This is a genomic window from Klebsiella sp. H-Nf2 (assembly GCF_002806645.1).
In the GTDB taxonomy this organism is placed as follows: domain Bacteria; phylum Pseudomonadota; class Gammaproteobacteria; order Enterobacterales; family Enterobacteriaceae; genus Klebsiella; species Klebsiella variicola.
This window is the reverse complement of record NZ_PIBL01000019.1, coordinates 1-25,321: the sequence shown is the minus strand read 5'-3', so window position 1 is coordinate 25,321 and position 25,321 is coordinate 1. Positions and strand designations below refer to the sequence as shown.

At 56.3% G+C, this 25,321-nt stretch carries 25 protein-coding genes, 2 tRNA genes, 1 other RNA gene and 1 pseudogene; 18 read left to right on the top strand and 11 right to left on the bottom strand.

Annotation, left to right across the window (positions count from 1 at the left end; translation table 11 throughout):
- Positions 1–183 precede the first annotated feature (183 nt).
- From mdtH to CWM58_RS26495, 7 genes are all read left to right on the top strand, one after another.
- Positions 184–1,392, top strand: a complete 1,209-nt coding sequence (gene mdtH, locus CWM58_RS26530; RefSeq protein WP_074386341.1) for a multidrug efflux MFS transporter MdtH — start codon at positions 184–186, stop codon at positions 1,390–1,392.
- A gap of 114 nt (positions 1,393–1,506) precedes the next feature.
- Positions 1,507–2,067 (top strand): lipoprotein, encoded by a 561-nt coding sequence (locus CWM58_RS26525; RefSeq protein ID WP_061155089.1) that lies wholly within the window; start codon positions 1,507–1,509, stop codon positions 2,065–2,067.
- Between the two features lie 125 nt (positions 2,068–2,192).
- Positions 2,193–3,239, top strand: a complete 1,047-nt coding sequence (gene pyrC / locus CWM58_RS26520; RefSeq protein ID WP_061155090.1) for a dihydroorotase — start codon at positions 2,193–2,195, stop codon at positions 3,237–3,239.
- A 73-nt stretch (positions 3,240–3,312) separates the two neighbouring features.
- Positions 3,313–3,564 (top strand): DNA damage-inducible protein I, encoded by a 252-nt coding sequence (dinI, locus tag CWM58_RS26515; RefSeq protein WP_061155091.1) that lies wholly within the window; start codon positions 3,313–3,315, stop codon positions 3,562–3,564.
- Positions 3,565–3,867: 303 nt separating this feature from the next.
- Complete coding sequence (gene bssS, locus CWM58_RS26505; protein WP_008805969.1) at positions 3,868–4,122, top strand: biofilm formation regulator BssS; 255 nt, start codon at positions 3,868–3,870, stop codon at positions 4,120–4,122.
- Positions 4,123–4,248: 126 nt separating this feature from the next.
- Positions 4,249–5,367, top strand: coding sequence for an N-methyl-L-tryptophan oxidase (gene solA, locus CWM58_RS26500; protein ID WP_100682156.1), 1,119 nt, complete (start codon positions 4,249–4,251; stop codon positions 5,365–5,367).
- Positions 5,368–5,438: 71 nt separating this feature from the next.
- Positions 5,439–5,552: a DUF2770 family protein gene (locus CWM58_RS26495; protein ID WP_002898988.1), complete on the top strand. Its 114-nt coding sequence runs from the start codon at positions 5,439–5,441 to the stop codon at positions 5,550–5,552.
- Here CWM58_RS26495 and CWM58_RS26490 read toward each other — a convergent pair.
- A complete protein-coding gene (locus CWM58_RS26490) occupies positions 5,538–6,602 on the bottom strand; it encodes a rhodanese-related sulfurtransferase (RefSeq protein WP_100682155.1) in 1,065 nt (354 codons plus the stop codon). The two genes, CWM58_RS26495 and CWM58_RS26490, sit on opposite strands and share 15 nt — an antisense overlap.
- Positions 6,603–6,807: 205 nt before the next feature.
- Here CWM58_RS26490 and CWM58_RS26485 point away from each other — a divergent pair, with 205 nt between their 5' ends.
- The 3 genes from CWM58_RS26485 to CWM58_RS26470 all read left to right on the top strand — a co-directional run bounded on the left by CWM58_RS26485 (position 6,808) and on the right by CWM58_RS26470 (position 9,615).
- Positions 6,808–7,728: a Kdo(2)-lipid IV(A) acyltransferase gene (locus CWM58_RS26485; protein WP_004140735.1), complete on the top strand. Its 921-nt coding sequence runs from the start codon at positions 6,808–6,810 to the stop codon at positions 7,726–7,728.
- Between the two features lie 170 nt (positions 7,729–7,898).
- Positions 7,899–9,137, top strand: coding sequence for a multidrug efflux MFS transporter MdtG (mdtG, locus tag CWM58_RS26475; protein WP_100682154.1), 1,239 nt, complete (start codon positions 7,899–7,901; stop codon positions 9,135–9,137).
- Positions 9,138–9,228: 91 nt separating this feature from the next.
- Entirely contained in the window at positions 9,229–9,615 is a 387-nt protein-coding gene (locus CWM58_RS26470) for a MysB family protein (RefSeq protein WP_012542251.1), read from the top strand.
- On the opposite strand, the gene CWM58_RS26465 is transcribed toward CWM58_RS26470, so the two are convergent.
- From CWM58_RS26465 to mdoG, 3 genes are all read right to left on the bottom strand, one after another.
- Positions 9,616–9,843 carry a YceK/YidQ family lipoprotein gene (locus CWM58_RS26465; protein ID WP_008805964.1) on the bottom strand — a complete coding sequence of 76 codons (228 nt, stop codon included), beginning with the start codon at positions 9,841–9,843 and terminating at the stop codon, positions 9,616–9,618.
- Positions 9,844–9,909: 66 nt separating this feature from the next.
- Positions 9,910–12,438, bottom strand: coding sequence for a glucans biosynthesis glucosyltransferase MdoH (gene mdoH / locus CWM58_RS26460; protein ID WP_061155095.1), 2,529 nt, complete (start codon positions 12,436–12,438; stop codon positions 9,910–9,912).
- Positions 12,431–13,984, bottom strand: coding sequence for a glucans biosynthesis protein MdoG (gene mdoG, locus CWM58_RS26455; RefSeq protein WP_012968580.1), 1,554 nt, complete (start codon positions 13,982–13,984; stop codon positions 12,431–12,433). Before mdoG ends, mdoH begins: the two co-directional genes overlap by 8 nt.
- Positions 13,985–14,235: 251 nt before the next feature.
- On the opposite strand from mdoG, the gene mdoC reads away from it, so the two are divergent.
- The gene (gene mdoC, locus CWM58_RS26445; protein ID WP_100682173.1) at positions 14,236–15,396 is read left to right on the top strand and encodes a glucans biosynthesis protein MdoC; all 1,161 of its coding nucleotides are present in this window, start codon (positions 14,236–14,238) and stop codon (positions 15,394–15,396) included.
- A gap of 34 nt (positions 15,397–15,430) precedes the next feature.
- On the opposite strand, the gene CWM58_RS26440 is transcribed toward mdoC, so the two are convergent.
- From CWM58_RS26440 to ghrA, 6 genes are all read right to left on the bottom strand, one after another.
- Positions 15,431–16,024: a TetR/AcrR family transcriptional regulator gene (locus CWM58_RS26440; RefSeq protein ID WP_012968582.1), complete on the bottom strand. Its 594-nt coding sequence runs from the start codon at positions 16,022–16,024 to the stop codon at positions 15,431–15,433.
- A gap of 66 nt (positions 16,025–16,090) precedes the next feature.
- Complete coding sequence (ymdB, locus tag CWM58_RS26435; protein WP_100682153.1) at positions 16,091–16,618, bottom strand: O-acetyl-ADP-ribose deacetylase; 528 nt, start codon at positions 16,616–16,618, stop codon at positions 16,091–16,093.
- A 152-nt stretch (positions 16,619–16,770) separates the two neighbouring features.
- The gene (locus CWM58_RS26430; protein WP_100682152.1) at positions 16,771–17,253 is read right to left on the bottom strand and encodes a DUF1097 domain-containing protein; all 483 of its coding nucleotides are present in this window, start codon (positions 17,251–17,253) and stop codon (positions 16,771–16,773) included.
- 103 nt (positions 17,254–17,356) lie between these two features.
- Positions 17,357–17,911, bottom strand: a complete 555-nt coding sequence (locus CWM58_RS26425; RefSeq protein WP_100682151.1) for a molecular chaperone — start codon at positions 17,909–17,911, stop codon at positions 17,357–17,359.
- Between the two features lie 22 nt (positions 17,912–17,933).
- A complete protein-coding gene (locus tag CWM58_RS26420; protein WP_008805956.1) occupies positions 17,934–18,671 on the bottom strand; it encodes a phosphatase in 738 nt (245 codons plus the stop codon).
- An 88-nt stretch (positions 18,672–18,759) separates the two neighbouring features.
- Positions 18,760–19,698: a glyoxylate/hydroxypyruvate reductase GhrA gene (gene ghrA, locus CWM58_RS26415; protein WP_100682150.1), complete on the bottom strand. Its 939-nt coding sequence runs from the start codon at positions 19,696–19,698 to the stop codon at positions 18,760–18,762.
- 268 nt (positions 19,699–19,966) lie between these two features.
- Between ghrA and CWM58_RS26410 the strand changes: the two genes are divergently transcribed.
- The 4 genes and pseudogenes from CWM58_RS26410 (at position 19,967) to CWM58_RS26395 (ending at position 22,293) form a co-directional block, all read left to right on the top strand.
- Positions 19,967–20,054: transfer RNA gene (locus tag CWM58_RS26410), tRNA-Ser, on the top strand.
- Between the two features lie 43 nt (positions 20,055–20,097).
- Positions 20,098–20,235, top strand: a non-coding RNA gene (locus tag CWM58_RS26405) — RtT sRNA.
- A gap of 526 nt (positions 20,236–20,761) precedes the next feature.
- Positions 20,762–21,626, top strand: a pseudogene (locus CWM58_RS26400) (arginase family protein).
- Positions 21,627–21,720: 94 nt separating this feature from the next.
- Positions 21,721–22,293, top strand: coding sequence for a TetR/AcrR family transcriptional regulator (locus CWM58_RS26395; RefSeq protein ID WP_100682172.1), 573 nt, complete (start codon positions 21,721–21,723; stop codon positions 22,291–22,293).
- Positions 22,294–22,482: 189 nt separating this feature from the next.
- Here the strand turns inward: CWM58_RS26395 and CWM58_RS26390 are convergent, their stop codons facing one another.
- Positions 22,483–23,388: a LysR family transcriptional regulator gene (locus CWM58_RS26390; RefSeq protein WP_048265383.1), complete on the bottom strand. Its 906-nt coding sequence runs from the start codon at positions 23,386–23,388 to the stop codon at positions 22,483–22,485.
- Positions 23,389–23,502: 114 nt separating this feature from the next.
- Between CWM58_RS26390 and CWM58_RS26385 the strand changes: the two genes are divergently transcribed.
- From CWM58_RS26385 to CWM58_RS26375, 3 genes are all read left to right on the top strand, one after another.
- The gene (locus tag CWM58_RS26385) at positions 23,503–24,363 is read left to right on the top strand and encodes a pirin family protein (RefSeq protein ID WP_061155105.1); all 861 of its coding nucleotides are present in this window, start codon (positions 23,503–23,505) and stop codon (positions 24,361–24,363) included.
- Between the two features lie 18 nt (positions 24,364–24,381).
- On the top strand, positions 24,382–25,059 hold the full coding sequence (locus CWM58_RS26380; protein ID WP_002898927.1) for an isochorismatase family protein: 678 nt from the start codon (positions 24,382–24,384) through the stop codon (positions 25,057–25,059).
- A gap of 145 nt (positions 25,060–25,204) precedes the next feature.
- Positions 25,205–25,292: transfer RNA gene (locus CWM58_RS26375), tRNA-Ser, on the top strand.
- Positions 25,293–25,321: the final 29 nt, after the last annotated feature.

Genomic DNA, 25,321 nt, shown 5'->3' with positions numbered 1-25,321 from the left:
CCTGTCCTGCACGATAGTGTGAAAACAGCAACATACCATTTTCTGCGCCATCTCCTCTTTTCGATGAATAGGCTCAATCGATCTTGCTTTTTGATAAAAAAATATTGTCGCAAGGGTGCTGGGAAAAGCAGCAGATTGCCCGCAGAATATCCTCGCTTATCTCTATTTTTCCCTGGAGGGGAAATGTCCCGCGTCTCGCAGGCAAGGAGCCTGGGTAAATATTTCCTGTTAGTCGATAACATGCTGGTCGTGCTGGGCTTTTTTGTCGTCTTTCCGCTGATCTCCATCCGCTTTGTCGATCAGATGGGCTGGGCAGCGCTGATGGTCGGCATTGCGCTCGGCCTGCGCCAGCTGGTGCAGCAGGGATTAGGTATCTTTGGCGGCGCCATCGCCGACCGCTTCGGCGCCAAACCCATGATTGTCACCGGCATGCTGATGCGCGCCGGCGGCTTCGCGGCGATGGCTGTCGCCCATGAGCCGTGGGTGTTGTGGTTATCGTGCATTCTCTCCGGACTCGGCGGGACGCTGTTCGATCCGCCGCGGGCCGCGCTGGTGGTCAAACTAGTGCGCCCGCATCAGCGCGGCCGCTTTTTCTCCCTTTTGATGATGCAGGACAGCGCCGGCGCGGTGATTGGCGCCTTGCTGGGCAGTTGGCTGCTACAGTATGACTTCCGCCTGGTGTGCAGCGCCGGGGCTGCGCTGTTTATCGCTTGCGCGGCGTTTAACGCCTGGTATCTGCCAGCATGGAAACTGTCGACGGTGAAAACGCCAGTCCGTGAGGGGCTGGGCAGGGTGCTGCGGGACAAACGCTTCGTCACCTATGTCCTGACGCTGACGGGCTATTACATGCTGGCGGTGCAGGTGATGCTGATGCTGCCGATCATGGTGAACGACATCGCCGGTTCGCCGGCCGCCGTGAAGTGGATGTACGCCATCGAAGCCACCATTTCGCTGACCCTGCTCTATCCCATTGCCCGCTGGAGCGAGAAACGCTATCGCCTTGAGCACCGGCTGATGGCTGGTCTGCTGGTGATGACGCTGGCGATGCTGCCGATTGGCATGACCAGCAGTTTGCAGCAGTTATTTACCCTAATCTGCCTGTTTTACATCGGTTCGATCATTGCTGAACCGGCCAGGGAGACGCTGGGCGCCTCGCTGGCAGATGCCCGTGCACGCGGCAGCTATATGGGGTTCAGCCGCCTGGGACTCGCCTTCGGCGGCGCGCTGGGTTACGCGGGCGGCGGCTGGCTGTTTGATGCCGGGAAAGCCGCGGGCCAGCCCGAACTGCCGTGGCTGATGCTCGGCGCCATCGGCTTTATCACCTTCCTTGCCCTGTGGTGGCAATTCAGTCCGAAACGCTCTGCCTCCGGCATGCTGGAGCCGCGTACCTAGACCGTACGTCCGTGGTTTCTCCTGCCTTTCAGCCTATTCTGCTGGCATGAAGGGTGCTGACAGGTCATGATGCTTTGTGTCAGGATGAATGATGGTACGAGCTTGAGGAGCCCCATGAAAAAGATATTGATCGCCGCTGCGCTGATTGTCAGCGGTCTGCTGAGCGGCTGTAACCAGTTGACCCAATACACGGTAAGCGAGCAGGAGATAAACCAGGCGCTGCAGAAGCGTAACCATTTCGCCAAAGATATTGGTCTGAAAGGTGTTGCCGATGCCCATATTGAACTGCAGAACCTGACCAGCGCTATTGGCCGCGAAGAGCCGGGCAAAGTCACGCTGACCGGTGTCGCCAACGTCGATCTGAACTCCCTGTTCGGGACGCAGAAAGCGACGATCGATCTGAAGCTCAAAGCGCTGCCAACGTTTGACAGAGACAAAGGCGCTATCTTCCTGCAGGAAATGGAGGTGGTCGATGCCAAAGTGGCGCCCGAGAAGCTGCAGTCGGTGATTCAGGCTCTGCTCCCCTATCTGAATCAGTCGCTGCGCAGCTACTTCAGCCAGCAACCGGCCTATGTCCTGCGTGAAGACGCCAGCACCGGCGAAGCGCTGGCGAAGAAATATGCCAAGGGCATAGAGGTGAAACCGGGCGAAATTGTCATCCCCTTTACCAATTAATCTTCAGGGCGCTACGGCGCCCTGAATTTTTTACGGAAATGAGTGCAAAGGAAAACGTTTACGCTTATCCTTAGTGCCCGGCAAAAAACAGCCCTGATGACTGAACCTATTAGCCGGAGCCTTCCATGACAGCACAATCCCAGGTATTGAAAATCCGCCGCCCAGACGACTGGCATATCCATCTGCGTGATGACGATATGCTGAAAACCGTCGTGCCTTACACCAGTGAGTTTTATGGCCGGGCGATCGTGATGCCGAATCTGGTGCCGCCTGTCACCACCGTCGCGGCGGCTATCGCCTATCGCCAGCGCATTATGGACGCCGTCCCGGCCGGGCACGATTTTACCCCGTTGATGACCTGCTATCTGACAGACTCTCTCGACCCGGCGGAGCTGGAGCGCGGCTTTAACGAAGGTGTGTTCACCGCCGCCAAGCTCTACCCGGCAAACGCCACCACCAACTCCAGCCACGGTGTCACCAGCACCGACGCCATTATGCCGGTGCTGGAGCGGATGGAAAAACTGGGCATGCCGCTGCTGGTTCACGGCGAAGTGACCCACGCCGAGATTGATATTTTCGATCGTGAAGCGCGCTTTATTGAGACGGTAATGGAACCCCTGCGTCAGCGCCTGCCCGGCCTGAAGGTGGTTTTTGAACATATCACCACTAAAGATGCCGCCGAGTATGTACGTGACGGCAATGAGTTATTAGCGGCCACCATCACCCCGCAGCATCTGATGTTTAACCGCAACCATATGCTGGTGGGCGGCATTCGCCCGCACCTGTACTGCCTGCCGGTGCTCAAGCGCAATATTCATCAGCAGGCGCTGCGCGAACTGGTCGCCAGCGGTTTCAGCCGCGCCTTCCTCGGCACCGACTCCGCGCCGCACGCCCGCCACCGTAAAGAAGCCAGCTGCGGCTGCGCCGGTTGCTTCAACGCCCCGACCGCCCTCGGCAGCTACGCCACCGTTTTTGAAGAAATGAACGCTCTGCAGCACTTTGAAGCCTTCTGCTCGCTGAACGGCCCGCGCTTCTACGGTCTGCCGGTCAATGAAAGCTATGTTGAGCTGGTGCGTGAAGAGACCACGGTCGTTGACAGCATTGCGCTGCCCAATGATAGCCTGGTCCCGTTCCTGGCGGGTGAAACCGTTCGCTGGACGATGAAGCGATAAAAAACGTAGCCCCCTGTTGTCAATGCTCAGTAGATACTGTATAAATAACCAGTATCAAACACAGGGGGCAATTATGCGCATCGAAGTGTCTATCGCCAAAACGACCGCCTTACCCAACGGCGCGCTGGAAGCGCTGAATAACGAACTCTCCCGGCGTATCGCCGAGCAATTCCCGGCCATCGACAGCCAGGTGAGCGTACGCTACGCCACCGGTAACCAGCTCACGGTGTTCGGCGCCCTGAAAGAAGACAAAGACCGGATAAGCGAAATCCTGCAAGAAACCTGGGAAAGCGCGGACGACTGGTTTGTCCACGATCTATCCTGAAGCATGGCGGGATCCAGTCACTCTGGTTTGCTCCCTCATTGTGCTTTTCTTTGCCGGGTCGCCCCGGCTTTTTTATCCCCGCCTCATGTTCAGAATATTCCTGATTATTCTGCTTAATATCGACTAAAATGGTCATTTCCCACGCTTATCTTGAGTAAAAAAGCGGCAAAACAAGAAAATCATGCTGCCTTTCATTTAATTTCTCGAGTTTATTCTTGATCCCTGATATAATTAACTTGCTTCAAAAAACATGCATTAAACCTCGAGAATTGTTGTCTTTTAACATATGAATAAGGGGTTATGATGGAAAAAAATAATGAAGTCATTCAGACCCATCCCCTCGTTGGATGGGACATCAGCACCGTTGATAGCTACGATGCGCTGATGTTGCGCCTGCACTACCAGAACCCCACTCAAGAAAACAGTCATGATGCTGAAATTGGCCAGACGCTATGGCTAACGACGGACGTCGCACGTCAATTTATTTCAATCCTGGAAGCAGGCATTGCGAAGATTGAATCTGGCGAATACCAGGAAAACGAGTACCGCAGACATTAACGCGATACATGGGATGACTTAACAATAGTCTTAACAGGCACCTGCGGGTGCCTGAATTATTTTCGGGCTTGTATAAGCGAAGGGAGTTAATTACCCTGCTAACAAGGCAATTACCCGGAACTCACCATGCAATACGATCTTATCATTATCGGCAGCGGATCGGTCGGCGCCGCCGCTGGTTATTATGCGCGTCGTGCCGGACTCAATGTTCTGATGACCGATGCCCACCAGCCTCCCCATCAGGAGGGCAGCCATCATGGCAGTAGCCGTCTTATCCGTCACGCTTATGGCGAAGGTGAAAAATATGTTCCGCTGGTGCTGCGTGCCCAGCAGCTGTGGGATGAACTGGCTGAAATCAGTGGCGAAGCCGTTTTTGAACGCACCGGCGTCATTAACCTCGGCCCCGCCAGCTCTCCTTTCCTGGCCAACGTCGCCGCCAGCGCCAGGGCGTTCAAACTTGAGGTTGAAGAGTTAGATGCCCAGGCCGTCATGCAGCGCTGGCCGGAGATACGCCTTCCCGACGACTATCGGGCGATTTTCGAACCGGCTTCCGGCGTACTGCGCAGTGAGCTGGCTGTCGAGACCTGGATCCGTCTGGCACGGGAAGCAGGCTGCGCGCAGCTATTCAACTGCCCGGTCTCGGCCATTCATCACCATGCAGACGGAGTCACCATTGATACCCTTGACGGTGAATATCACGGAAAGAAATTGCTGATCAGCGCCGGCACCTGGGTCACCCGCCTGCTTCCGGAGCTTCCTGTTCAGCCGGTACGCAAGGTCTTCGCCTGGTTCCAGGCCGATGGCCGTTACAGCAGCAAGAATCATTTTCCGGCGTTCACCGGCGAGTTGCCCAACGGCGATCAATACTACGGTTTCCCGGCGGAAGATAATGAGCTGAAGATCGGCAAGCATAACGGCGGCCAGCCTATCGCCACGCCGCAGGAGCGATCGGCGTTTGGCGCCGTCGGCAGCGATGGTTCCGAATCCTTTCCGTTTTTACGTAACGTCCTGCCCGGGATCGGCGGCTGTCTGCACGGCGCCTCCTGCACCTATGACAACACGGTCGATGAGGATTTTATCATCGATACGCTCCCAGGCAGACCTGACACACTGCTGATCACCGGTCTGAGTGGCCACGGCTTTAAGTTTGCGCCGGTGCTGGGAGAAATTGCCAGTCAGTTTGCTCAGGGACAGACGTCGACCTTTAACCTGACGCCCTTCTCGCTGGCGCGCTTTAGCTCATAATGGAATGCGGCACGCTTGTCGCCGGGGAAAAAAACGGCCTCTGTCGAGGCCGCTAGTCATTGAGAATGGTTATGCGTCGCCTGTTTAATATGCTGGTCAACAACGTGCGCGAGCACTTTATGATCTACCTTGCGCTGTGGTTGCTGCTGGCGATCATCGATCTCGTCTGGTTATGGTTTTTCTGACGACTCCGGCTCGGGGATCCCGAGTTTGGTATTCAGTCGGCCACGCGATTTGTTAAAGATTTTATTGCCGTTTTCGCGTCCGGCGCGCAGCTGGCGCTGCTCTTCTTCCGGCAGCTTATGCTCTTCCATGCAGGCTTCGCTACAGCAACCGGCAAACTTCTCAGCGCAGCTCGGGCATTGAATAAACAACAGATGGCAGCCATCATTCAGACAATTGGTATGGGTGTCGCACGGTGCGCCACACTGGTGACAGTGCGCGATGACGTCATCGGAGATCCGCTCGCCCATGCGCTCATCAAAGACAAAGTTTTTGCCAATAAAACGGACCGGTAGCCCCTGCTCACGGGCGCGGCGGGCGTACTCAATAATCCCACCCTCGATGTGCCAGACCTGATTGAAACCGTTATGCTTCATCCAGGCGCTGGCTTTTTCACAGCGAATACCGCCGGTGCAATACATGACAATTTTCTTGTCTTTGTGGTCCTGCATCATGTCGACGGCTTTCGGCAACTGATCGCGGAAGGTGTCCGCCGGGATCTCCAGCGCGTTTTCGAAATGGCCCACTTCATATTCATAGTGGTTACGCATATCGATAAACACCGCATCCGGATCGTCAAGCATGGCATTGACGTCCGCCGCCTTGAGATAATCTCCCACATTGGAAGCATCGAAAGAAGGATCGTCGATACCATCGGCAACAATACGGTCGCGCACTTTCAGACGCAGCACCCAGAACGATTTCCCATCGTCCTCCAGGGCGATATTGAAACGCAGCCCCACCAGCGCCGGATCGAAGCCATACAGAAACTCACGCAGCGCTTCAACATTGCTTTCCGGCACGCTGATTTGCGCGTTGATCCCTTCCCGGGCCAGATAAATACGACCAAAGACCTTCAGCTGGGTTAAGGCAACCCATAACGCATCGCGAGTGGCCTGCGGGTCGACAATGGTGAAATACTTATAGAATGAGATCGTCGTGCGCGGCTCGGTCTCAGCCAGCATTTGCGCCTTTAACGTCTCATTTGAAATGCGGTTGTGTAACACTGGCATGGTGTACCTGCTCGACATAGAAATGAGGAAATAAACGGCGGGCATGATATAGCAAAGCTTATTAATTTACATCCCTACATTTTACGCTACATTTTTCTCACCCGGTCGCGCCCCGCTTAACAAAACGAGCTGACTGTCGCCGCCTTTGGCTGGCCGGTAAAAAAATGCGATAATATAAGATGTTGCTCACTGATACGGGTATGAAATGACTCATTTGCCTAAATTTTCTCCGGCGCTGTTGCATCCGCGCTATTGGCTGCTGTGGCTGGGTATTGGCCTGCTGTGGCTGGTTGTCCAACTGCCCTATCCGCTGATTTACCGCCTGGGAAATGCCATCGGCCGACTGGCCATGCGCTTTATGAAGCGTCGGGCGAAGATAGCCTACCGCAACCTTGAACTCTGCTTCCCGGAGAAAAGCGAGCAGGAACGTCACCGAATGGTGGTGATGAATTTTGAATCAGTGGGTATGGGACTGATGGAGACGGGAATGGCCTGGTTCTGGCCGGTTCGTCGTATCGCCCGCTGGACCGACACCATCGGCTTTGAGCATATCCGCGATGTGCAGGCGCAGCAGCGCGGCATTCTGCTGATCGGTATTCACTTCCTGACCCTCGAAATGGGCGCGCGAATGTTCGGTATGAACGAGCCGGGAATTGGCGTCTACCGTCCCAACGACAACCCGGTGATCGACTGGCTGCAGACCTGGGGCCGCTTGCGCTCAAATAAGGACATGATTGACCGTAAGGATCTGAAAGGGATGATCCGGGCGCTGAAAAAAGGTGAAGTGGTGTGGTACGCGCCGGATCACGATTACGGCCCGACCGCCAGCGTCTTTGCCCCGCTGTTTGCCGTCGACCAGGCGGCGACCACCTCCGGCACCTGGATGCTGGCGAAAATGTCCAAAGCCTGCATCGTCCCCTTCGTCCCGCGTCGCAAACCGGATGGTAAAGGTTATGAACTGATTATCCTGCCGCCAGAGTGTTCCCCGCCGCTGGACGACGCGGAAACCACGGCCGCCTGGATGAACAAGATCGTTGAGCAGTGCATCATGATGGCCCCGGAACAATATATGTGGCTCCACCGCCGCTTCAAAACCCGCCCCGAGGGCATGCCCTCCCGCTACTGATCCCTTTTCCCGGCCGCGCATGTGGCCGGGAATGCGCTTCTCGCTCATGCTTTATGCTCTGCTTTAGCTTTAAAAGCTCTCCTCCATTGCGGCATTTATTTCCCAGGCGCATAATTAGCAGGCTCATATTTTCTCTTAATTTGACCTGCCGCGCAGGCCAGTGGAACCCTATGTCCTCTGCTGATACCCCCATTAACTGGAAACAAAATCTGACCGTGACCTGGCTCGGCTGCTTTTTAACTGGCGCCGCCTTCAGTCTGGTCATGCCCTTTCTGCCACTCTATGTCGAACAGCTCGGGGTCACCGGGCATAGCGCGCTGAACATGTGGTCCGGGCTGGTCTTTAGTATCACCTTCCTCTTCTCCGCCATTGCCTCACCGTTCTGGGGCGGTCTTGCTGACCGCAAAGGACGAAAAATTATGCTGCTGCGTTCCGCCCTCGGAATGTCCGTAGTCATGATGCTGATGGGGATGGCACAGAATATCTGGCAGTTTTTGCTATTGCGTGCGCTGCTCGGCCTGCTGGGCGGCTTCATTCCTAACGCCAACGCCCTGATTGCGACGCAGATCCCGCGCCATAAAAGCGGCTGGGCGCTGGGTACGTTGTCAACCGGCGCGGTGAGCGGCGCCCTGCTCGGCCCGCTGGCGGGCGGCTTTCTGGCCGACCACTGGGGCCTGCGTACCGTCTTCTTTATGACCGCGGCGGTGCTGTTTATCTGCTTCCTGTTTACCCTGTTTTTAATCCGTGAAAATTTTGTGCCGATCGCCAAAAAAGAGATGCTCAGTGCCAGAGAGGTTTTCTCCTCGCTACAGAATCCCAAACTGGTGCTCAGCCTGTTTGTGACCTCGCTGATAATCCAGGTGGCCACCGGCTCGATTGCGCCGATTCTGACGCTTTACGTGCGCGACCTGGCCGGCAACGTCAGTAACATCGCCTTTATTAGCGGGATGATCGCCTCGGTGCCGGGAATAGCCGCGCTGATGAGCGCCCCTCGTCTGGGCAGGCTCGGGGATCGTATCGGACCGGAAAAGATCCTCATCGTCGCGCTGGTTATCTCGGTGCTGCTGCTGATCCCGATGTCGTTTGTTCAGACTCCACTGCAGCTGGGTATCCTGCGTTTCCTGCTCGGCGCCGCAGACGGGGCACTGCTGCCGGCGGTGCAAACCCTGCTGGTGTATAACTCCACCAGCCAGATCTCCGGGCGTATCTTTAGCTATAACCAGTCGTTCCGCGATATTGGCAACGTTACCGGCCCCCTGATAGGCGCCTCGGTGTCCGCCAACTACGGTTTCCGCGCGGTATTCCTGGTCACCGCTGGCGTGGTGTTGTTTAACGCCATTTACTCGACCCTCAGCTTGCGCCGACCTGTAGCGGAAGTGTCGCAGCCTGACCGCCATTCAGTAAATTAATGTCCAGAGGGGCCCTGCCCCTTGACGCCATGGCTACCGCCTTCTATAGATTGAATCGTGTTCAATTCATATTCTTCTCAGGAGATTCGCTATGCCAAAGGATTCGATGTTCTATGCCACGCTCGAAGAAGCTATTGATGCAGCACGCGAAGAATTTCTCGCCAATAATCCTGACAGCGATGAAGAGAGCGCTAACGTTGAGCAGCTCAATATTCAAAAGTATGTGCTGCAGGATGGTGATATCGCATGGCAGGCCGAATTTTTTGCAGACGAAGACGAGCAAGGCGAATGTTTACCGATGCTCAGCGGCGAAGCTGCGCAGAGCGTCTTCGACGGGGATTATGATGAGATAGAGCTACGCCAGGAGTGGCTGGAAGAAAATACGCTTCATGAGTGGGATGAAGGCGAATTCCAGCTCGAACCCTCGCTGGATACCGAAGAGGGACAGACGGCAGCAGACGAGTGGGACGAGCGTTAATCAGTTATAGGGCCCGTGGCTGGCGTCCAGCGGCAGTAGCAGCGTATCGAATACCAGCGAGAACGGCAGGTCCAGAACGGTGAGATAGCGCCATGCTGAGTCGCGAACGTCCCACTGCACGCCCGGGTAATATTGATTGCCATGCCCCTGCCCGGGCACCGTCCGGCTGATAATGCTGCCGCAGCCGCTCAGCAGCAGCGCCATGGCAATGATCGATAATATTCGCATCCACAACCTCGTGTTTCAGATAAAAAAATACCGGCATCGCTGCCGGTATTTTCCTTTACGTACGGCTTATTTCGTTTTCAGCGCCAGCGGATTAAGCGCTAACTGCTGATAGGCGTTGACCCACGATGAATACTTCTCCGGCGCGGCCCAGACGCGATAGTGCAGACGCGACATGGTCACCGGGTCGCTCAACAACACCAGTCGACGATCGCGGTTCAGCTTATCCGGCGTTTCGTTCAGCGCCTGCTCAACGTGGCGCTCGCGAGCGATCTCAAGGATATGACCATGACGGTGGCGCGCGGTGGCCATCGCCGTGGCGAGGGCGTTAAACGACGGATTGAATACCGCGTGCATAAAGCCATCGTCCAGCGAACGCTGACGGTTCAGCGTCAGGTACGCGTCGGTATCCTTAAGTACCTGCGGCGGCGAATACTCTTCCGGGATCAGGAACAGCTTCCAGCGCTTGCTGCGCAGGCCTACCGTCGCCCGGCTGGAGATCGCCGACACAAACGGCGACAGGATCAGCGAGACAACAATCGGCGCCAGCCAGAACAGGAAGCGCAGATCCAGCCATGCCATTCCGACTGCCCACACCAGCCCCAGCAGCATTTGAGAACCGTGACGCATAAAGGCTTCTCCCCACGGCGTGGAGTCATCATCACGCTGCGGCGAATTCCACACCACTTCCCAGCCGAGGAAGGCGCTGACCACGAAGACGGTGTGAAACAGCATGCGAACCGGTGCCAGCAGGACCGAGAACAGGACCTCCAGCAGCAGAGAGAGCGTGACGCGGATAAACCCGCCGTACTCTTTCGGCCCTTTACACCACACCAGAATAATACTCAGCAGCTTCGGCAGGAACAGCAGCACCATGGTCGAAGCGAACAGCGCGATGGCCAGCTCCGGACGCCACTGCGGCCACACCGGGAACAGCTGACGCGGCTGCAGGAAGTACTGCGGCTCGGTCAGGGCATGCACCACCTGCAACGCCGTCGACAGGGCAAGGAACATAAACCATAGCGGCGCTGACAGGTACGACATTACGCCGGTGAGGAATACCGCCCGGTGAACCGGGTGCATCCCTCTGACGAGGAACAGGCGGAAGTTCATCAGGTTGCCCTGACACCAGCGACGGTCGCGTTTCAGCTCGTCCAGCAGGTTCGGCGGCAGCTCCTCATAGGAGCCCGGCAGATCGTAGGCAATCCACACCCCCCAGCCGGCACGGCGCATTAGCGCGGCTTCGACGAAGTCGTGCGACAGGATCGACCCGGCAAAGTTACCCTCGCCCGGCAACGGCGCCAGCGCGCAGTGCTCAATGAACGGCTTCACGCGGATAATGGCGTTGTGTCCCCAGTAGTGGGACTCCCCCAGCTGCCAGAAGTGCAGACCCGCCGTAAACAGCGGACCGTACACCCGGGTGGCAAACTGCTGGCAACGCGCATACAGCGTGTCCATGCCCGAGGCGCGCGGGGATGACTGGATGATCCCGGCGTTCGGGTTCGCTTCCATCAGGCGCACCAGGCTGCTCAGACACTCACCGGTCATCACCGAGTCAGCGTCCAGCACCACCATATAGCTATACTGGCTGCCCCAGCGACGGCAGAAGTCATCGATGTTGCCGCTCTTACGCTTCACGCGACGACGACGGCGACGGTAGAAGATCTGCCCTTCGCCCTGCACTTCGGCAATCAGCTCCATCCACGCCTTTTGCTCAGCAACACAGATATCGGGGTTATAGCTGTCGCTGAGAATATAGACGTCGAAATGAGCAGCGTTACCGGTCGCTTTCACCGACTCCCACGTCGCCCGCAGTCCGGCGAAAACGCGATCAACGTCTTCGTTACAGATCGGCATAATAAGCGCCGTACGGTGCGCCGGGTTCAACGGTTCGTCACCGACCGTCGAGGCGGAAATACTGTACTTGTCGCGGCCAATCAATAGTTGCAGAAAGCCCATTAACGCGGTCCAGAAGCCGGCGGAAACCCAGCAGAACAGCACCGCGAAGAGGATCAGGATGCCGCTCTGCAACACATACGGCAGCAACTGCATGAAAGAGATCCACAGGTTCTGCCCCACCATGTCGGCCGGGTTGATCAACGCCCAGCCCTGATAAGGCAGAATGGTTTTCATATACCAGGTGGCCACCACGGTCTGCGACAGCGTCAACAACAGCAGGATGTAGCGACGAATGCTCCCGACGGTACGCCATTTTTGCTCGCTCTCACGCTCTTCTTGCGTCAGGCGGGAGAGATAGCGTGGCGTGACATCGCGTCCGCGCAGACGGTCCCAGAAGCGGCCGACCGGGTTAGTACGCCACGGGTCCGGGATCATCGAAGAGCGCCTGGCTTTCGGCATAGCATGCAGTTGGGTACGACCTTCGTCATCCTTCACCAGCTGATCGCCAGAAAGAGAATCCGGCCAACTGTGCGCCAGTCGCGCTTTCACTGATCCTAACGGGGCGTCGTCTTCGCGGGCGAAATGCCGATGTTCGTCATCCAGGGCCTGGTGAACGGCCTGCAGACTGGTGTCCGGCAGCGCCGATTTCTCGGCGTCCGACAGCGGCAATGCGTCAATGTACTTCGTTATCTTATTCATTGGCAGGCAGCTGATAGCTCCAGGTTTCGCTCAACGTGTCATCACCGTTAACCAGTGCGGCACGCATTTCCGTCGTTTTCTTCGGATCTTTGACCTTCAAACGCAGGATCATCCGCCAGCCTTTGGTCACTGGATTGTAACGCACGGTATTTTCAACGATTTCCGCGTTATCGCCGGTGCTCGCCTGAGCAGCGACCGGGGTATCCGCTGGCAGTTTCTTCATATCGGCGCCGGTGAAGTCGACAATGAAGGCAACCGTGCCGTCCGGCTGGCGGATCAGGTTCGACTGCTTCACGTCGCCGGTAGAGCGGCGGGTCTGCATAACGTAGGCGTTATCTGGCGCATGCAGCTTGTCTTCATCGCGGCTGAAGGTGATGGTGTATTTGAAATTCATCTCCTTGCCCGGCTCCGGCAGTTGATCCGGCGTCCAGTAAGTCACGATATTATCGTTCGTTTCATCGTTGGTCGGGATTTCAACCAGCTCGATTTTCCCTTTGCCCCAGTCCCCTTTCGGGGTGATCCAGGCGCTCGGACGCAGGTCATAACGATCGTCGAGATCCTCGAAGCGCGAGAACTGACGGCCGCGCTGCAGCAGGCCGAACCCTTGCGGATTTTCCATCGCATAGCTGCTGACAGCCAGGTGTTTCGGGTTGTTCAGCGGACGCCAGATCCACTCGCCGTTACCGGCCAGGATCGACAGACCATTGGAGTCGTGCAGCGCCGGACGATAGTTGAGCGTCGGAGAAGGCTGGTTGGAACCGAACAGGAACATGCTGGTCAGCGGCGCCACACCCAGTTTGCCGACTTTGTCACGCAGGTAAACTTTGGACTGCACGTCCACGACGGTGTCGCGTCCCGGCATGATCACAAAGCGATAAGCACCGGTTGCCCGCGGGGAATCCAGCAGCGCATAGATAGTCAGACGCTTGTCAGTGGCTTTTGGACGTTCGATCCAGAACTCACGAAAACGTGGGAATTCTTCGCCGGACGGCAGCGCGGTATCGATAGCCAGGCCACGCGCGGACAGACCGTAAACCTGACCCTGACCCAGCACGCGGAAGTAGCTGGCACCGAGCATGCTGACGATTTCATCGTTCTTATCTTTGCTGTTGATCGGATACAGTACTTTGAAGCCAGCGAAACCGAGGTCTTTCACTGTGTCTTTATCGTGCTGGACGTTACCAAAGTTAAAATAGTCCGGACTATATTTAATTTTGCGCACGCTGGTCGCCGTCACTTCATTGATGGTGACCGGCGTGTCGAAGTACATCCCCTGATGGTAAAATTCAAGCTTGAATGGGGTTTTCTGGTTATTCCAGTAAGCTTTATCGTGATTAAACTGAATTTGCTGGTAGTCCGCGTATTTCATGTCGCGGAAAGCGGAGGGCAGGTTACTCTTCGGCGCTTCATAGCCTTTCCCGGCTAACGTTTTGGCCTCTTTTGCAACGTCATCAATGCTAAACGCCCATGCAGATGAAGTACACAGGGACAACATTACGGCTGCGCTTAACCAACGCATTTTCATCATCTGTGGTTTATGTTTCATATAAGTAAGCACTTCCCCCTTTGTGTGCTTAAATCGATCCGATCTATTTTAATGGAAACTCAGGCAATCCGACAACATAATCCCTGCTTTGTTCAGCCTGGCGGCACAGGGAATAAACAGTTCGCTGTCCCGTTTGCACTTTGAGTGCTTATCCTGGAGACAGTTACCCCGAGTTCATGTAGGGTTGCTGATAATGTAAGCGTTATCACCTTGAGTGATAAGACGAATTATCTGAGATTGTCGTGAATCGTATGAATAATACTCCGGTACAGCGTGAATATTTCTTCGACAGCATCCGCGCCTGGTTGATGCTGCTGGGGATCCCTTTCCACATTTCGCTGATTTATTCCAGCCACAGCTGGCATGTCAACAGCGCCGAACCCTCGTGGTGGTTGACGCTGTTTAATGACTTCATCCATGCCTTTCGCATGCAGGTCTTCTTCGTCATCTCCGGCTATTTCTCCTACATGCTGTTTCTGCGCTACCCGCTGAAAAAATGGTGGAAAGTGCGCGTCGAACGAGTCGGTATTCCGATGCTGACCGCCATCCCGCTGCTGACGCTGCCACAGTTTATTATGCTGCAGTACGTCAACGGCAAGGCGGAAAACTGGCATACCCTTTCCATATACGACAAATTTAACACCCTGGCCTGGGAGCTTATTTCCCACCTGTGGTTTTTACTGGTTCTGGTGGTACTGACCTCGCTGGGGGTGGTGCTGTTTAAATGGCTGACGCGCCGCCCGGCTGGCCACGGCCTCGCCTTCAGTGACACTGTCACCATGGGCCAGTTGACGATGATTTTCCTTGCGCTGGGGGTCTTTTACGCGCTGATCCGTCGGTCCTTGTTCCTGATCTACCCGCCCCTGCTGAGCAATGGTCTGTTTAATTTCGTTGTGATGCAGACGCTGTTCTATCTGCCCTTCTTTGTGCTGGGCGCACAGACCTTCATTAACGCGCGCTTAAAGACCATGTTCACCACTCCGTCACCGTGGTGCTGCGCAGCGGCGCTGCTGGGGTTTATCGCCTACCGGCTGAATCAGCAGTATGGGTCCGGCGACGGCTGGATGTATGAAACCGAATCGGTGATTACTATGGTGTTGGGGCTGTGGATGGTCAATGTGGTCTTTTCGCTCGGCCATCGACTGCTGAACTTCCAGTCGGCGCGCGTGACCTATTTCGTCAATGCCTCGCTGTTTATTTACCTGGTGCACCACCCGCTGACGCTGCTTTACGGGGCGTGGATCACCCCGGCCATCAAGTCCAATACCTTAGGCTTTATTGTCGGGCTGGTTTTTGTGGTGGGTATCGCGCTGATCCTGTATGAAATTCACCTGCGCATTCCGCTGCTGCGTTTCCTGTTCTCCGGTAAACCGATGAACAAACCGGCCAAAACCCCGGCTTCGGCCAGCTAATTTGCCGCGGGTGCGGCACGCCAGGCGTGTCGCATTACGCCTGCTCGTCAAAAAGCCGGTCGAAAATCATATTATACAGAGCTTCTAAATCTGCCTTATCGACCGGGGTCGAGGCGCTGAGCTCACAGCGATAGGCGGCCCCCTCGGTCAGAACGGCGATGAGCTCTGATGCGGCATTGCGTCGCGCATCGCTGAGCCCGGGATGGTAGCGCTGCGACAGACGCCCTCCTTCCTCTTTCAAACGCCGATCGGCCTGCACCAGGATCTCGCGCAAGCGTGGGTTACGCGAGGCTTCGGCGTTGATCTCCATCAGCAGATAATTGTCGCTTTTGGTGGCTGCCGACGTCGGGATCCTGCCGGCCAGCACCGCCGCTTTGCGCGCCAGATTGTGGTTCTCATCGATCATCTCCCCGACCCTGGCGTGGACGATTTCGCTGACAATCGCTTCGATGATCGCCTCTTTGCTGGCAAAAATACGATACAGCTGACCAACGCTCAGGCCCGCCTCGCGGGCAATATCGGCAACGGAAGCGCCATGCAGCCCCTTTTCAGCAAAACACCTTTGCGCAGCGGCAACGATCTCTGCGCGGCGCGCCTGCTGCTTCTGCTGTACTTTTCCTTCTGACACCCTGCTCCCTCCTGCTATCCATCTTTCCCGTCAATACCGGCGGTTATCATAGCCTATTCTGGTGGATCAGGGGTATGACGCCAGCAGGCGGCGATAGATAGCCGCCGTTTCCTCATCAAAACAGACGAACAGGACGCGCTCAAGGGGATTATAGCGAGTGAGAAACGCGGTGACGGTGCGCACGGCGATCTCCGCCGCTTCCTCTTTCGGATAGCCATACACGCCGGTGCTGATCGCCGGAAACGCAATGGAGCGATAGTTGTTTGCCGTGGCCAGCTGCAGACTGTTTTTGTAAGCATCCGCCAGGGTTTGCGCTTCCATGTGGTCGCCGCCGTGCCAGACCGGGCCCACGGTGTGGATCACCGCGCTGGCGGGAAGATCGCCCGCAATAGTGATCACCGCATGACCGGGAGGACATTCGCCCTGCTGCTGCAACACCTGTTTACAAGCCGCCAGCAGCGCCGGACCAGCCGCCCGGTGGATCGCGCCATCCACCCCGCCGCCGCCCAGCAGCGAGGGGTTTGCCGCATTAACAATCACATCGACATCAAGCGTCGTAATATCGCCGAGAATTACCTCAGGTTGAACAGCCATTTCTCCTCCTGTCGGCATAGCGCGTGGATACGGCTTTCTGCCGATACTAGGGCATTCCCGCCCCCGGGAGCAAGATTATCCCTCAGCACTGGCGACGGGAAGCTAAAAAAAACAGGACCCTAAGGGTCCTGTTGAGCCTGTTGTTTCGCCGGTCAGGCGTTGTCATTAGCGAACGATTTATGTTTGCCCGCGCGGGCCGCCAGCCACAGGCCACTATTCTTCATGGCATAGCCAAAAACCAGACCCAACGCCAGGGAGGGCGCCACCAGGCGCCAGTCGCCGTCTGCCGCAAAAGTCGCGCAGGCGCCGATAAAGGTGCCCGGTACAAACGACAGCAATGTCTGTCGCGCCTGAATGCACATCAGGAAAGCGACGATACCGGTCATCATATAGCTGAGGATCTGCAGCTGCGGGGCCAGTGCGCTACCGTGGATAATCACTAATGCCCAGACCACGCCGCTCATTACCGTACACGAGGAGATTGCCAGACCTTTCAGACCGCCCTGCGGGCAGGCGAAATAGGCCGTACAGCCGAGGAAACCGGCCCAGCTCAGCAGGCCGAGAGCGACCGCCACCCATCCCCAAATTCCGGAGAGAATGCCCGTCGTTAATGCGATTGCGAAGAGTATGTTCATGGCGCGTATCCTAGCAGATACGCGCCGGAAGAATGAGATCTAAAACACAGTATATGAATGAACCTAATTTCAGTTGCATTAAAATAGTGATTTACATCACATATTATTGCTCATCTTCTTCCTGAAGCTCGTCCCACATCGCGGCGATGGCGTCGCGGGTCAATGGCGCCATGGTGCGCCAGAACGGCGTGTGGGCATGGGCTTCGACTTTGCCCAGCATCGTCCCGCACCATGGCAGGATATAGTCAGCAAAGAGGAACTCCAGCGTCTCGCTCTGGTCTTCTGTAGCATGATCCTCCAGCCAGGAGGCGGCCAACAGCAGCGATCCGAAATGATCCGCCGGACCCTCCCCTGTCGGGATGCCGTGTTCGCTCATAAAAGCCCGTACTTCTGCTTCCGAGGAACCCTCCACCCACGCGCTACGGTACGGCGGCACGCTGCAGGCTTCACCGACGAACAGCGCATTATAGTCCGTCGCCAGGGACTGCATCTCACAGCTTTTCTGCAGACGCGCCAGCAGTTCATCCTGCTCAAGCGGCCAGCTGGCAGCCAGTTTGCCCTCACGTATCAGGGTAAACAGCGGCACCAGCAGCGGGTCCTGCGGTTGACGGTAATACAGCGAACCCAGCACGCGGCAGAGGATTGAAAACTCGTTCATTCAGTTATTCCAGTTATACAAATTAAAGGTCAGCAAATTCCGGGATCGCCGGCATGCCCCGCGACTCGAGGAAGTTGAGCAGGCGACGCGGAGAAACGTTGAGGATCCTCTCCTCCGGAAAATCGACCGCATCAAGGATCTTGCGGCATTCGGTAAATTCCCCGAGGGTAAAGGCAGTGTGAGAGTCCGAGCCCAGCGCCACCCATCCCCCGGCATCACGCACCGCCGCAGCGATAGCTCGACAGTTATCTTCACTGCCTACACGCGATGAAATAAAAGAGGAGTTATTAATCTCCAGCGCCACCTGATAGCGGGCCGCCGCTTCGGCAATGGCCGGGATATCCACCGGGAATTTCGGATTACCCGGATGGCTAATCATATGCACCTTACCGCTGGCCATCGCGGCGATCATCGCCTGCGTATGGGTGTCACGATCCTGCGGCGGGAACACCGGCTCATGGAATCCGGCGATGATCAGATCAAGCGAGGTTAACATCGGCCCGGAGCAGTCGATCTCACCTTCGATATTTTTAATATTCGACTCAATACCGCGCAGGATCCCCACCCCGTCTACCAGGCGGGGCCAGATGCGCATATTAACGAAGTGCCAGTAGTGCGGGGCATCCGCCATATCCGGGCCATGGTCGGTGATGGCGAAGAGTTTGATCCCTTTACGCTTTGCTTCCGCAATATAATCGTGCAGGGTGCTGTAGGCGTGGGTGCTGGCGACGGTATGCATGTGCAGGTCAACGGGATACATCACATTCTCCTCTTCTGTTTGCCGCAAGAATAGCAGGAAACCGGGCTATTGATTAGCAAAAACCCCGCCGTGGCGGGGTTCTCTCGTCTTAATAACCGCGCTGGCGGTCGACCTGACCGCTTACCGGTTCCCCTCGCTCAAGCCGGTTAATGGTCCCCGCAATGTAGGTGATAGCTTCCATTGGACGGGTCACTGCCGCCACATGGGGGGTCATGGCCACCCGCGGATGCGCCCATAGCGGGCTCTCCTGCGGCAGCGGTTCGCGACTGAAGACATCGAGCATCGCCCCTTTGAGCTTACCGCTGTTCAGCGCCGCCAGCAGATCCTCTTCAACGACATGCACGCCGCGAGCAAGGTTAAGGACATAGCTCTCATCCGGCAGCTGCGCCAGCAGCGTTTGGTTAATAATACCGGCGGTTTCGGCGGTATTCGGCAGCAGGTTGATCAGCACGCGAGTGCCCTGCAGGAATTCGCCCAGCTCGGCCTGACCGGCGAAGCTCTGCACCTGTGGCCAGGATTTGCGGCTACGGCTCCAGACGCGAAGCGGGAACCCCCAGGATTGCAAGCTTTCCGCGACCTTCGCCCCCAGCACGCCGGCACCCATAATACCGACGGTAAATTCGTCGGCGCGATACTCGGGCAGCGGCTGCCAGCGGGAAGCCAGCTTCAGCGCCTGATAGTCATCAAAGCGGCGGAACCAGTGCAACACCTGGCTCACGGCATACTCCTGCATCTGCCGTCCCATACCGGTATCTTCGAGGCGAAACAGCGGAATAGACAGCGGCAGCATATCCGGATGGTCGCGCAGCTTACTCAGGATCGAGTCCACGCCCGCCCCGAGGGCAAACACGGCCTTCAGCGCCCGGCCCTGCAGCATCTCTACCGGCGGATGCCAGACCAGGGCATAGTCAGCCGGCTGGTTGTCACCCGCTTTCCACTCGCGCACCCGCGCACCGGGTAACTGTTTTTCCAGCTCACGGATCCAGAATGGGGTATCAAAGGTCTGATGGTAAAAAATAATCTCCATAGGGGCTCCTGATAGCAGACGCCTTTGGCCGATTGACGCTGGCGTCTTATTTTACTCATTGTTTTCTATTGGTTTGCCAGCATAACAAAATTCTCCCGAGCGAAAAGGGAAAAGGCACTGGCGACAAAAAAAACGGATTTCGCGCGTTTAAGGAGCAAGTTGCTCGAAGTTTGTCTAAACGCGCTTTTTTTGCAAAAAGTTGATTGACGGGCGATACGTATTTCCCTACATTAGCGCCCGTTCCCGACAACAACGGGAAAGACAATATGGTGAGGTGTCCGAGTGGCTGAAGGAGCACGCCTGGAAAGTGTGTATACGGCAACGTATCGGGGGTTCGAATCCCCCCCTCACCGCCATATTCGAGATGAGAGCCTGTACGCAAGTACGGGCTCTTTTCTTTTATATTCTCCGCTGGGGGGGATGAGAATCCCCGACCGGGGTTCGACAACTGGCGCAGCCAGTTGGACAGACCGCGAGCCTGCGAGCGGGCTGCCCCGCAGGGGCGAGCGAAGCGAGTCAATCCCCCCCTCACCGCCATATTCGAGATGAGAGCCTGTACGCAAGTACGGGCTTTTTTTTCGCATGTAGCACCCGCCGGGGGGATGAGAATCCCCGACCGGGGTTCGACAACTGGCAACGCCAGTTGGACAGACCGCGAGCCTGCGAGCGGGCTGCCCCGCAGGGGCGAGCGAAGCGAGTCAATCCCCCCCTCACCGCCATATTTTAAGAAGAGCTCGTACGAAAGTACGGGCTTTTTTTCGCCTGTGGCACCCGCCGGGGGGATGAGAACCCCCGACCGGGGTTCGCCAACTGGCTTTGACATTACTCAGTATTGTCAAAGCCAGCCTTTGGTTCACACGATTAACAGCGCAGCGAAGATGTTCGCCTACACTATCCCCTCTTCCGCTTTGAGCCACCCGGCATAACGAAAATCATATCGCTCCGGATGGTGTAGGTTATGCATTAACGAAAAGTGCTTTGTTACTTGCGTATCGACCTTAACTCAATGTAAAAATGAATGAACACTCATTCATTTTAGCACATGACAACATAGAAGGTACCAATGACTAGCAAAACACTGCGACTTATATTTCCTCAATGGCAAGGCGGTAACAATCCTCCCTACTATCTTGGCTCACAGCTCCTCTCGTTTCTCTCTCCTGAAGCAAAAGGGCCCGTTGAGACCGTTCCTGTTGAGTTGCCAACAACAGAGCCATTGCCAGGGATTAATGACATCACGGCTAAGCCATCCCTCATCAGGCAGCTCAGTAATGCTGCCACACTGATTGAAAAGCATGATCCCAATAGCATTGTCATTTTAGGCGGAGACTGCCTAGTTTCGCTGGCGCCTTTCGCCCACCTGCTCGATAAGTACGGAGACAAACTCGGTGTGCTCTGGATTGACTCGCATCCTGACGTGCAGACTGCTGAACAATATCCAAACGCGCATGCCCATGTGCTTGGTGCGCTAATGGGTACGGGTGATAACGATTTAGTTGCCCATGTAAGAACCAAACTTAACCCGTCAAAAATAATGATTGCCGGTATCCACGATCCACTTCCTTATGAAGCTGAATACCTCACTCGCCATAACATTACGACGCTAGCACCTGAACAGGTTAAAAGCGGCGAAGATGAAGTCCTGGAGTGGATATCGAAAGAAAAGATTGCGTATCTGGCGATCCATATCGATCTGGACGTTCTCGACCCGTCTCTGTTCCGCTCCGTTCTTTTTGCAAAACCGGGGCGCGGAAAACACGATTTTGGCGACGTTGCTGAAGGCAAACTGACGATTGAGGATGTACTCAATCTGATTGCGGCAGCGACGACAAAAGCAGTCCCCGTTGGCCTGACAATTGCTGAACATTTGCCCTGGGACAGGGCTGAATCTCAAGAACATGCTCAGTGAATTACCCCTGCTAAAGTAAGACGAAATCCAGGAGCCAGACGACAGAGTTTAGCTCTGGCTCCTTGCATAAAAGCGCGTTAAAGTCTGGGCACCGAATTAACCAAGATGCCGATATGTTAAAAAAAACCGAAACCTACCATAAGCTGATTACGGCTGCTGCTGCCTGCTTTGCGGAAAAAGGCTTTAGTGCGACAAGCGTACGTGAAATCTCTACCCGGGCAGGAATCAGTCAAGGAGCAATGTATACGTATTTCAAAAGTAAGGATGAGCTTGTTAAGGCTATTGTACTGGAAGAACAGAACTCCGCGTTGACTGCCCATAATGCGACCTATGCAGGCTCTTATTTTGATCGCCTTTGTGCACAAGTTACGTCCTGTATTAGCGAGATCGGTTACCCTATCACGCATCAACTTTGGGTTGAAATCATGGCTGAGTCTGCGCGTAATCCAGAACTGCGAAAAACGTATATCTCCAGCGATGACATCATGCGGAAAAGCTTCGCGCGGCTCATCCAGGAGGGTATCGCTGCCGGAGAGTTTCGTCGCGATATTAATCTTGAAGAAGTCACGATCATTATTTTTGCCCTTATTGACGGTTTAATCGCTCGCCAGGCAATAAACACGGCCTTCTCATTCAGGGATGATCTGCCAATGTTTTTTGACGTTATGGCAAAATTGCTTAAATAATACCAGACGGTCATAGTAAAACGATGTATCGAAAAAACCAGGGGTTGCTTAAAACAGCCAACGCTCTCAAGCGGCAAACGACTCACACAGTGAGCAATCTTTCACGCCCCTACGCGATTGCGAAGAGTGCGTGAAAAAGTACGGACGCTTTTCACATATGAGTTCCGACAAAAAACCTCTGCCTCCCCATCAATCCTCCTCCATCCGCTGATACTCTTCGCTGAGGTAGTCCACCAGTGCCCTGACGGAGGGCAGCAGCCCGCGCCGCGAGGCAAATACTGCATGGATCACTTCCCGCCGCGGCTGCCACTCATCCAGTACCACCTCTAACTCCCCTGACGCCAGCTGATCGCGCACCATTAATAAAGGAAGCTGTACCACGCCTACGCCGGCCATCGCCGCCTCGCGCAGCGCCAGCATATCGGTGGTCACCATTCGCGGCGTGAAATACACTTCCGCTCTCGCTCCCTCAGGCCCGGTGAGCTGCCATTTATGCTGATGCTTGTTCGCTCCCAGGCTGAGCCCCGGCCAGGCACTCAGTTCAGAGGGCGCCTGCGGGCGCCCGAGTCGGGAAATCAGCTCCGGACTAGCCACCAGCCGGTGCCCGCGGTCCGCCAGCACGCGCATCACCAGATCGCTATCCTCGATGGGCCGGGGACGGACGCGGATCGCCACATCAATCCCCTCCCCGACCACATCCACCCGGCGGTTGGTCGCCTCAAGATGCAGCGTTACCCCGGGATAGCGCGCCATAAATCGCGCCAGCATCGGTCCAATATGGACATGCAGCAAGGTGACCGGACAGGTGATCCTGACGCTACCGCGCGGCTCGGCGCGCAGCGTCTCGACCGCCTGCTGCGCCGCCTCGGCCTCTATCAGCATCGCTTTGCAATGCTGATAAAAGGTCTGCCCGACCTCAGTAACCGCGAACTGACGGGTGGTTCGCTGAATCAAACGCACGCCCAACCGCTCCTCGAGTTGCGCAATGCGGCGGCTGAGCTTGGATTTCGGCTGGTCAAGCGCTCGCCCCGCCGCGGCGAAACCGCCATGGTCTACCACCTGGACAAACCAGGCGAAGTCATTGAGATCCTGCATCCTTCCTCCATTGTTCCATTTTTGGAACAGTATAGGTCATTTTTGCTCACTACCGCACACGTCGTCCCGGATATAAGCTTATTCACATCAGATACCGATACACAGGAGAAAGCCATGAAACAGATTACAGGAGTCTACACCGCGCCTGCGCAGCATTGGGTAGGTGACGGCTTCCCGGTTCGTTCGATGTTTTCTTATCAGACGCACGGCCAGCAGCTGAGTCCCTTCTTACTGCTCGACTATGCCGGGCCGTACACCTTTCCGGCAGGCAGCGATAAACGCGGCGTCGGTGAGCATCCGCATCGTGGATTCGAAACCGTCACCATCGTCTACGCCGGTGAAGTAGAGCATCGTGACTCCACCGGACGCGGCGGAGTGATTGGCCCGGGCGACGTGCAGTGGATGACGGCGGGCGCCGGGATCCTGCACGAAGAGTTCCACTCGGAAGCCTTCACCCGCAGCGGCGGCGAGCTGAAGATGATCCAACTGTGGGTCAACCTGCCCGCCAAAGACAAAATGACGGCCCCCGGCTATCAGAGCATTACCGCCGGGACGATCCCCAGCGTCGCGCTGGCGAATGGCGCCGGACAAGTTCGAGTTATTGCCGGCCAGTATGACGACGTCAGCGGCCCGGCCCATACCTTCTCACCGCTTAATGTGTGGGATCTGCAGCTGAATCAGGGGCACGACCTCACGCTGCGCCAGCCGGAAGGCTGGAGTACCGCGCTGGTGGTGCTGGAAGGGGAAGTGATCATCAACGGTTCCGAGTCCGCCCGCGAAGGTCAGTTGGCCGTCCTGAGCCAGACAGGAGACGCCCTGCATCTGGAGGCGACCGCCCAGGCAAAAGTTCTGCTGATGGCCGGCGAACCGCTGCAGGAGCCGATTGTGGGTTATGGCCCCTTTGTCATGAATAACAAAACGCAGATCGCAGAAGCCGTTCGCGATTTTAACAGCGGCCGCTTTGGCCAAATCTAACTGATTGAGGTGAATACTATGTCTACTCCCGCTAACTTTAACGGTGCTCGTCCGGTGATTGATGTTAACGATACCGCAATGCTGTTGATTGACCACCAGAGCGGCCTGTTCCAGACCGTCGGCGATATGCCAATGCCAGAGCTGCGCGCTCGCGCCGCCGCGCTGGCCAAGATGGCGTCGCTTGCCGGGATCCCGGTGATCACCACCGCCTCCGTGCCGCAGGGGCCGAACGGTCCGCTGATCCCGGAGATTCATGAAAACGCGCCGCATGCGAAATACATCGCCCGTAAAGGCGAGATTAACGCCTGGGATAACCCGGAATTCGTCGCCGCGGTGAAAGCGACCGGTCGTAAGACGCTGATTATCGCCGGAACCATTACCAGCGTTTGCATGGCCTTCCCGGCTATCGCCGCTGTCGCCGACGGTTATAAAGTGTTTGCCGTGATTGACGCTTCCGGCACCTACAGCAAAATGGCGCAGGAAATCACCCTGGCTCGCGTGGTACAGGCTGGCGTAGTGCCGATGGATACCGCTGCCGTCGCCTCTGAGCTGCAGCGCACCTGGAATCGCCCGGACGCCGCAGAATGGGCGGAGGTGTACACCAAAGTCTTCCCGGCCTACCAACTGCTGATCGAAAGCTACAGCAAAGCGCAGGACGTGGTGAAGAATAACGAACAGCTGGATTCTCAGCGCTAAAAACCCCGCCCCGCTGTACCGCAGCGGGGTGTTGTTCATTGCGTGAGCGAACGGTAGAGAAAGAAGAAAATATGCTTGACCGTTTTAACGCAACTCCCTATAGTAGCGCCCCGTTGCCCACCCAAGGTGAGCAGCAAGACAATATGGTGAGGTGTCCGAGTGGCTGAAGGAGCACGCCTGGAAAGTGTGTATACGGCAACGTATCGGGGGTTCGAATCCCCCCCTCACCGCCATATTCGAGATGAGAGCCTGTACGCAAGTA

What these genes read in the sequence shown, in the direction of transcription:
- mdtH (WP_074386341.1), top strand. Translation starts at nt 184, where the DNA reads ATGTCCCGCGTCTCGCAGGCAAGGAGCCTGGGTAAATATTTCCTGTTA.
- CWM58_RS26525 (WP_061155089.1), top strand. Translation starts at nt 1,507, where the DNA reads ATGAAAAAGATATTGATCGCCGCTGCGCTGATTGTCAGCGGTCTGCTG.
- pyrC (WP_061155090.1), top strand. Translation starts at nt 2,193, where the DNA reads ATGACAGCACAATCCCAGGTATTGAAAATCCGCCGCCCAGACGACTGG.
- dinI (WP_061155091.1), top strand. Translation starts at nt 3,313, where the DNA reads ATGCGCATCGAAGTGTCTATCGCCAAAACGACCGCCTTACCCAACGGC.
- bssS (WP_008805969.1), top strand. Translation starts at nt 3,868, where the DNA reads ATGGAAAAAAATAATGAAGTCATTCAGACCCATCCCCTCGTTGGATGG.
- solA (WP_100682156.1), top strand. Translation starts at nt 4,249, where the DNA reads ATGCAATACGATCTTATCATTATCGGCAGCGGATCGGTCGGCGCCGCC.
- CWM58_RS26495 (WP_002898988.1), top strand. Translation starts at nt 5,439, where the DNA reads ATGCGTCGCCTGTTTAATATGCTGGTCAACAACGTGCGCGAGCACTTT.
- CWM58_RS26490 (WP_100682155.1), bottom strand. Translation starts at nt 6,602, where the DNA reads ATGCCAGTGTTACACAACCGCATTTCAAATGAGACGTTAAAGGCGCAA.
- CWM58_RS26485 (WP_004140735.1), top strand. Translation starts at nt 6,808, where the DNA reads ATGACTCATTTGCCTAAATTTTCTCCGGCGCTGTTGCATCCGCGCTAT.
- mdtG (WP_100682154.1), top strand. Translation starts at nt 7,899, where the DNA reads ATGTCCTCTGCTGATACCCCCATTAACTGGAAACAAAATCTGACCGTG.
- CWM58_RS26470 (WP_012542251.1), top strand. Translation starts at nt 9,229, where the DNA reads ATGCCAAAGGATTCGATGTTCTATGCCACGCTCGAAGAAGCTATTGAT.
- CWM58_RS26465 (WP_008805964.1), bottom strand. Translation starts at nt 9,843, where the DNA reads ATGCGAATATTATCGATCATTGCCATGGCGCTGCTGCTGAGCGGCTGC.
- mdoH (WP_061155095.1), bottom strand. Translation starts at nt 12,438, where the DNA reads ATGAATAAGATAACGAAGTACATTGACGCATTGCCGCTGTCGGACGCC.
- mdoG (WP_012968580.1), bottom strand. Translation starts at nt 13,984, where the DNA reads ATGAAACATAAACCACAGATGATGAAAATGCGTTGGTTAAGCGCAGCC.
- mdoC (WP_100682173.1), top strand. Translation starts at nt 14,236, where the DNA reads ATGAATAATACTCCGGTACAGCGTGAATATTTCTTCGACAGCATCCGC.
- ymdB (WP_100682153.1), bottom strand. Translation starts at nt 16,618, where the DNA reads ATGGCTGTTCAACCTGAGGTAATTCTCGGCGATATTACGACGCTTGAT.
- CWM58_RS26430 (WP_100682152.1), bottom strand. Translation starts at nt 17,253, where the DNA reads ATGAACATACTCTTCGCAATCGCATTAACGACGGGCATTCTCTCCGGA.
- CWM58_RS26425 (WP_100682151.1), bottom strand. Translation starts at nt 17,911, where the DNA reads ATGAACGAGTTTTCAATCCTCTGCCGCGTGCTGGGTTCGCTGTATTAC.
- CWM58_RS26420 (WP_008805956.1), bottom strand. Translation starts at nt 18,671, where the DNA reads ATGTATCCCGTTGACCTGCACATGCATACCGTCGCCAGCACCCACGCC.
- ghrA (WP_100682150.1), bottom strand. Translation starts at nt 19,698, where the DNA reads ATGGAGATTATTTTTTACCATCAGACCTTTGATACCCCATTCTGGATC.
- CWM58_RS26395 (WP_100682172.1), top strand. Translation starts at nt 21,721, where the DNA reads ATGTTAAAAAAAACCGAAACCTACCATAAGCTGATTACGGCTGCTGCT.
- CWM58_RS26390 (WP_048265383.1), bottom strand. Translation starts at nt 23,388, where the DNA reads ATGCAGGATCTCAATGACTTCGCCTGGTTTGTCCAGGTGGTAGACCAT.
- CWM58_RS26385 (WP_061155105.1), top strand. Translation starts at nt 23,503, where the DNA reads ATGAAACAGATTACAGGAGTCTACACCGCGCCTGCGCAGCATTGGGTA.
- CWM58_RS26380 (WP_002898927.1), top strand. Translation starts at nt 24,382, where the DNA reads ATGTCTACTCCCGCTAACTTTAACGGTGCTCGTCCGGTGATTGATGTT.